Source organism: Gluconobacter thailandicus F149-1 = NBRC 100600, from assembly GCF_000964465.1.
Taxonomy (GTDB): domain Bacteria; phylum Pseudomonadota; class Alphaproteobacteria; order Acetobacterales; family Acetobacteraceae; genus Gluconobacter; species Gluconobacter thailandicus.
The window spans coordinates 1-4,896 of sequence record NZ_BANH01000088.1; the positions used below are offsets into that span (position 1 = coordinate 1).

The following is a 4,896-nucleotide window of genomic DNA, read 5'->3' on the forward strand; positions in this document are numbered from 1 at the left end:
CCGCCGCAAGGCTCTGGATCAGATCCTTTGTCAACGTGACCTAGACTGCGCATAGATCGCAGGCTTTTCGCCAAAAATCACTGCGATCAGGAAGCCAAACGCTTTTACGATCTATGCGACGCATTCGATATCGAGCTATCGAAGCAATATGCCAAGCAGGACAGCTCTCATCTCGAAAATAAAAATTCGCTTCTCGACATTCTTCATCGACGTTGAATGGATATGCTTTCAAGGTCGATATGTTGCGATAGGGGAGAAACCATGCAGGGAAACAGTATTGATCTAAAGTGGTTGCTTGGGGATATCTCACTTAGAGATCTTGATACCGCTATTTTAAATAATGATTCTATATTAATACAAGGAAGAGGGAATAACTACTATAATTGCCTTTTTTCCTTCGATGACGCTGAGGCGCTGACGAACAGGCGTGATCTGTTCTATCCATTTGTGCGGTTATACGACGGGACTTCCCGGGTTGATGTGTCCGACTACACCGACAATCTGTCTTTCTCGGGGATCAATGTGCCATTCTACGTTTCACGCGAGACGCTACGTAACCGTATAGCGTCTGGAAATACAGCTTATTTTACGGGTATCGAGAGGATTTCCACAAGCTGCTTGGCTCTCAAGGTCCAACTTGAAGCGGCGTTGATCGCGACCGTTGATCTTTCGCTATTTGTGACACCATCAAACACCGTTGGGAATTTGCCCAGGCATTATGACAATGTAGACGGGCTGATTTTGCAGATCAGTGGGCGCAAAACGTGGAAGTTGTGGGGCATCGCGGCAACCGACCCGCTTTTGGTCGAAAAGCGGTCGAACGTCTCCGAGATGGCGACTGATGACAATGTTCATGCGACTTATACGCTAGAGGCTGGTGATCTTCTTTTCGTACCAGCTGGCATGATCCACGAAACAGACACAACAGACGACCACTCGATCCACATCACCGTCGGTGTGACACCTTTCCGATGGTATAATGTTATGTCGGACTATCTCGCCCCACGGTTGGCAGGACCTCGACCCGCACCTCGCCTTCAATTAGGAGAAGCAATCAATAGTCTTAGGGAAAGACTTTTAAATGGCAGATATCCCTCTCGGCCTGGCTTGATAGGGAGCCGCATCATGGGCGTTGATCTAGACGATCAGCGACGTTTGTTGTGGGCAAGGTGGATTCCAACGCATATTCGCGACTTAGGCAATCAGATCGAGATATTTTTTCATGGGAACAAATTGAGGCTTCCCAAAACGTGTCATAAAATGGTTCGTAAATTGCACGATGCACAAAGCGCCGTGGCCATTCGAGACTTGCTCGCAGCAGGCCATGAAGAACTTTGCCTAAAAGCTTTATCTGCGCTGCTCGATAACGGCATCGCGGTAAAGGATATCGGCGGCACATAGCGGGAAGATAAATAATTCTGGTTTGCAGCGTTATGCAAAACCGCGATATATATATTCTGACTATCTTGCAGTTGGTCGCTGACTTTGCGACGCAGGTCGCGAACTTTTCCTTGCCTTATATTGCACTCCAAATTTTTGCAGGCTCAACGTTGTCGAACGGTTTGATGATGTTCGTTCACGGCACTCCTTATCTATTGATTGGGAGAATAATTGGTCGCTTGATTGACAGGACCCGATCTTCCCTCTGTCTATTTGTTTCTTTTACAGTTCGCCTTCTAAGTTTGCTTCCAATTATATGGATAATTCATACTAACCATTTTCTATTATCAGCTAATACTGTGGTGGTTATGGGAATAGCCTTATTTGCTTTAGGCACAGGCTCGGCGGCACTCGACATTTCGCTCTACAGTTTGATGACACGTATCATCAAGAATGAGAATCTGGCCAAAGCCAATTCGCGCATTCAGTTTGCGACATCGGTTGCATTGATCGTTACGCCGGGAATAGCAGCGCTTATTGTATCAAGATATAATATTGAAGGTGCTTATATATTCGATTTTCTTTTAACCTTAATAGGTATTCCGTTAATATTTTTGGCTCCTGAAGGACGAGCAATCTCAGCAAAGAGAAGGGATATGATCGCACGACGGAGTTCCTCTTCTTTTTTAAGAGAACTTTCTCGTTATGATTTGCTCAATATAGCATTCGTCATATCGATTTTTAAGTTTTTTGTAAGAATCGGAAATATACTGTTCGTTATTGCCATGACAAATCTTCTATCATGTACGCCGACAACGATAGGTGTCTTGATTGCGCTGACTGGTATTGGTGTCTCTGTTGCTTCCATATCGGGCGACAAAATTGTAGGGTATATTGGACTCCAGCGCACGTTAGCGATTTCATCATTCGGGTCAGCATTGTCGTGGCTTTTGATCGCGGCGGCTTGTGTTGTCAATAAACATGACATTTCGGTCACAATGGTTGCGATTGCCAACTTTTTCTTTGGATTTTCCACGGCTGTTTTTAATAGTACTTCAGCGACATTCAAACAGTCCAAGTCGCCACCATCCTCTCAAGCAAAAATACATTCGTACTTTCAAACCCTCGGGTGGAGTTCGCTTCTCGCTGGTTCGATTATCGGTGGACTGGGAGCGGAGTTTATTTCTTTTTCTGGAATGTTCACTGTCGTTTCTCTTGGCATCTTCATAGGCTTTGTCGTTCTGGTGGCACGTATATCTAGTAGAGCTGTGCGCGGATGATGGATTTGAAGGATGGAGGGCTAAGAACCGCTACCGCTGATTGATGCGCGGGGCACGTGATCTCACCTCTTTGCATGTCGATTGATGGCTGCCGTGATGGCATTCGCTCTCTCCACGTTGTAGGAATTTCCGTAGTAGGAACATTTGTGGACGAGCAGTAATGTCGTGATCGGAGACGGGTGATCGGATCGCTTTCAAGGAACACCACGATTCCTTGTATGTATGGCATGGCAGCGAAGGCAGTAGGTCTGCTTAGCGCGTGGCAAGCAGATAGGCAGTTCCCGCCTCATCCTCGACATACAAAGCGCCATAAAGAATTTCCAAAACCGGACATGTGCTCGTGGCAAGTCCGACAAACTCGCGTATGCCGTCCCCGCTGTTCCTGTCTGCCAGCTAATTTCCGCTCATGTGCCTGACGAGGCTGCGCATATTGGTAATTATACTGTAGCAGAATGAACCGCCATCTTCGGATAAACAGTTGGGCGAGTGCATGGTGAAGTGGCGCTACTTGATGGAATGATGCCCCGCATGCGCCTCTGATTGACGGCGCGCCTCATCACACGTCAACGCCAGTTCAGTCCTGCGCGGCACGACGATCAAATGCGGCGCGGGCCTGTTCAAGGGCGGGTCGGTTCTCGCGTGCCCAACTTGCTAGGGCTGCCAGAGGTCCTGTTAGGCTTTGCCCCAATGGGGTCAGACAGTACTCAACCTTCGGCGGGACGGTAGCATAGGCTTTGCGAGCCACCAGTCCATCACGTTCGAGCCCGCGCAGGGTGATGGTCAGCATCCGGTGCGAGATGCCGGGGATGCGGTGCTTCAACGCATTGAAACGATGGGTGCCTTCTGAGAGATGGCCACAGACCATAACCGTCCACTTGTCGCCAATGCGTGCAATCACCTCTGCCAGGCCGCGACATTCCGCTTCTACATTTTCCATTGCTACTCCTTGGGGCGACAGGAACCTGGGTGTTCTTGACGCATGAATTCATGCGTACTTGTTAGCTTATAGGAACAAATTTATCCTAAAGAACCATAAATAACCATGGAATCTGATGATGAAAATAGGTGTGAGCGGTGCCAGCGGTCAGCTCGGTAGCGCAGTTGTTCAGGCGTTGGCGGAAACGGTTGCGACCGAAAATTTGGTGGCGATTTCGCGCACCCCCAAGACCGATCTAACCTATCCAGGTCGCTTGGGCGACTACGACCAATCCGAGACATTGGTGGCGGCCTATCAGGGCTTGGATCGCCTGCTGTTGATTCCAGGGGCTGATCTGCGGCCGGGGATTCGTTCGCGCCAGATGTTGGCGGCCGTGGATGCCGCTGCACAGGCCCAAGTCGGTCACGTCTTCCTGTTGTCGGCAACCGGGACGCAGCGTGAGGGGGAGTCCGCCGTTGGCGCGGCGTATTGGCACAGTGAGCAGGCGTTGATCAAGAGCGCGATCCCCGCATGGACGATACTGCGTATGAGCTATTTTTCCGAGACGCTGGTCGAAGAGGTGCGGATGTCTTTGACGGCAGGCGGGCTTGCGGCGCTTGAGGACAGCCGCGTCAGTTTCGTTTCGCGCGGCGACGTGGCCAAAGCTGCCGCCGCCGCATTGACCAGTGAGGGCCACGAGGGCGCCATATATCAGCTGACAGGCCCTGAAACCCTGCGCGGTAAAGCGGTGTGCAGGCTGGTCGCGCAGCACATCCAGCGGCCGTTTGCCTTGAACGTGATGCGCGCCGAGGTGTTGCGAGCCGGGTTGCTCAAAACGGGTCTGCCTGAGGTTGTTGCCGATGCCGTGGTATCGATGAAGACGCGGCAGGCGCGTGGCGCCTACGACATCGTCAGCGGTGACATCGTGCGTTTGACCGGAGGCACGCCATGTTCCCTGGCCGAGATTCTGGCGAGTACCGCCGGAGGACTGGGGCAGTCGTAGCCCCGCACTTGCTGGGTGCTTTGCCGCGCCAGTCGACGAAGGCCCCGCACCACCGGTGCAAGCCTAACGCGGTGCACTCCAGCGCGATACGAGGGTTTATATCGCTTGGGCGGGCGTGCCAGCCTTAGGTGTTTAGTCCCGTGGTTTGATGGTTTGGATTGATGATGAATTTTTCTGGCTCTGAAGTCCAGATTTTGCAGACGTATTCGTAAGGGGTAAGGCCGTTCAGGGTCTTGAGTCTTCGCCCGAAGTTATAGGCTGCCATGAAATCGCTGAGGTGTGTCCTCAACTGCTCATGACTGTCGTAATGGAAGCGT

5 protein-coding genes are annotated in these 4,896 nt (G+C 51.0%); 3 read left to right on the forward strand and 2 right to left on the reverse strand.

Going from position 1 to position 4,896, the window contains the following annotated elements; genetic code table 11:
* Positions 1-261: 261 nt before the first annotated feature.
* On the forward strand, positions 262-1,401 hold the full coding sequence (locus B7444_RS15440; RefSeq protein WP_016738560.1) for a JmjC domain-containing protein: 1,140 nt from the start codon (positions 262-264) through the stop codon (positions 1,399-1,401).
* A gap of 32 nt (positions 1,402-1,433) precedes the next feature.
* Positions 1,434-2,660: an MFS transporter gene (locus B7444_RS15445; RefSeq protein WP_007284622.1), complete on the forward strand. Its 1,227-nt coding sequence runs from the start codon at positions 1,434-1,436 to the stop codon at positions 2,658-2,660.
* Positions 2,661-3,234: 574 nt separating this feature from the next.
* Here B7444_RS15445 and B7444_RS15450 read toward each other — a convergent pair.
* The gene (locus B7444_RS15450; RefSeq protein ID WP_007284623.1) at positions 3,235-3,597 is read right to left on the reverse strand and encodes a winged helix-turn-helix transcriptional regulator; all 363 of its coding nucleotides are present in this window, start codon (positions 3,595-3,597) and stop codon (positions 3,235-3,237) included.
* Between the two features lie 130 nt (positions 3,598-3,727).
* Here B7444_RS15450 and B7444_RS15455 point away from each other — a divergent pair, with 130 nt between their 5' ends.
* Entirely contained in the window at positions 3,728-4,579 is an 852-nt protein-coding gene (locus tag B7444_RS15455; RefSeq protein WP_231503058.1) for an NAD(P)H-binding protein, read from the forward strand.
* 124 nt (positions 4,580-4,703) lie between these two features.
* On the opposite strand, the gene B7444_RS15460 is transcribed toward B7444_RS15455, so the two are convergent.
* Positions 4,704-4,896: IS3 family transposase (locus B7444_RS15460; protein WP_373277519.1), on the reverse strand; the 193-nt coding region annotated here is incomplete at its 5' end.

Excerpts from the sequence above, each read along its gene's own strand:
- B7444_RS15440 (WP_016738560.1), top strand. The coding sequence starts at position 262 with ATGCAGGGAAACAGTATTGATCTAAAGTGGTTGCTTGGGGATATCTCA.
- B7444_RS15445 (WP_007284622.1), top strand. The coding sequence starts at position 1,434 with ATGCAAAACCGCGATATATATATTCTGACTATCTTGCAGTTGGTCGCT.
- B7444_RS15450 (WP_007284623.1), bottom strand. The coding sequence starts at position 3,597 with ATGGAAAATGTAGAAGCGGAATGTCGCGGCCTGGCAGAGGTGATTGCA.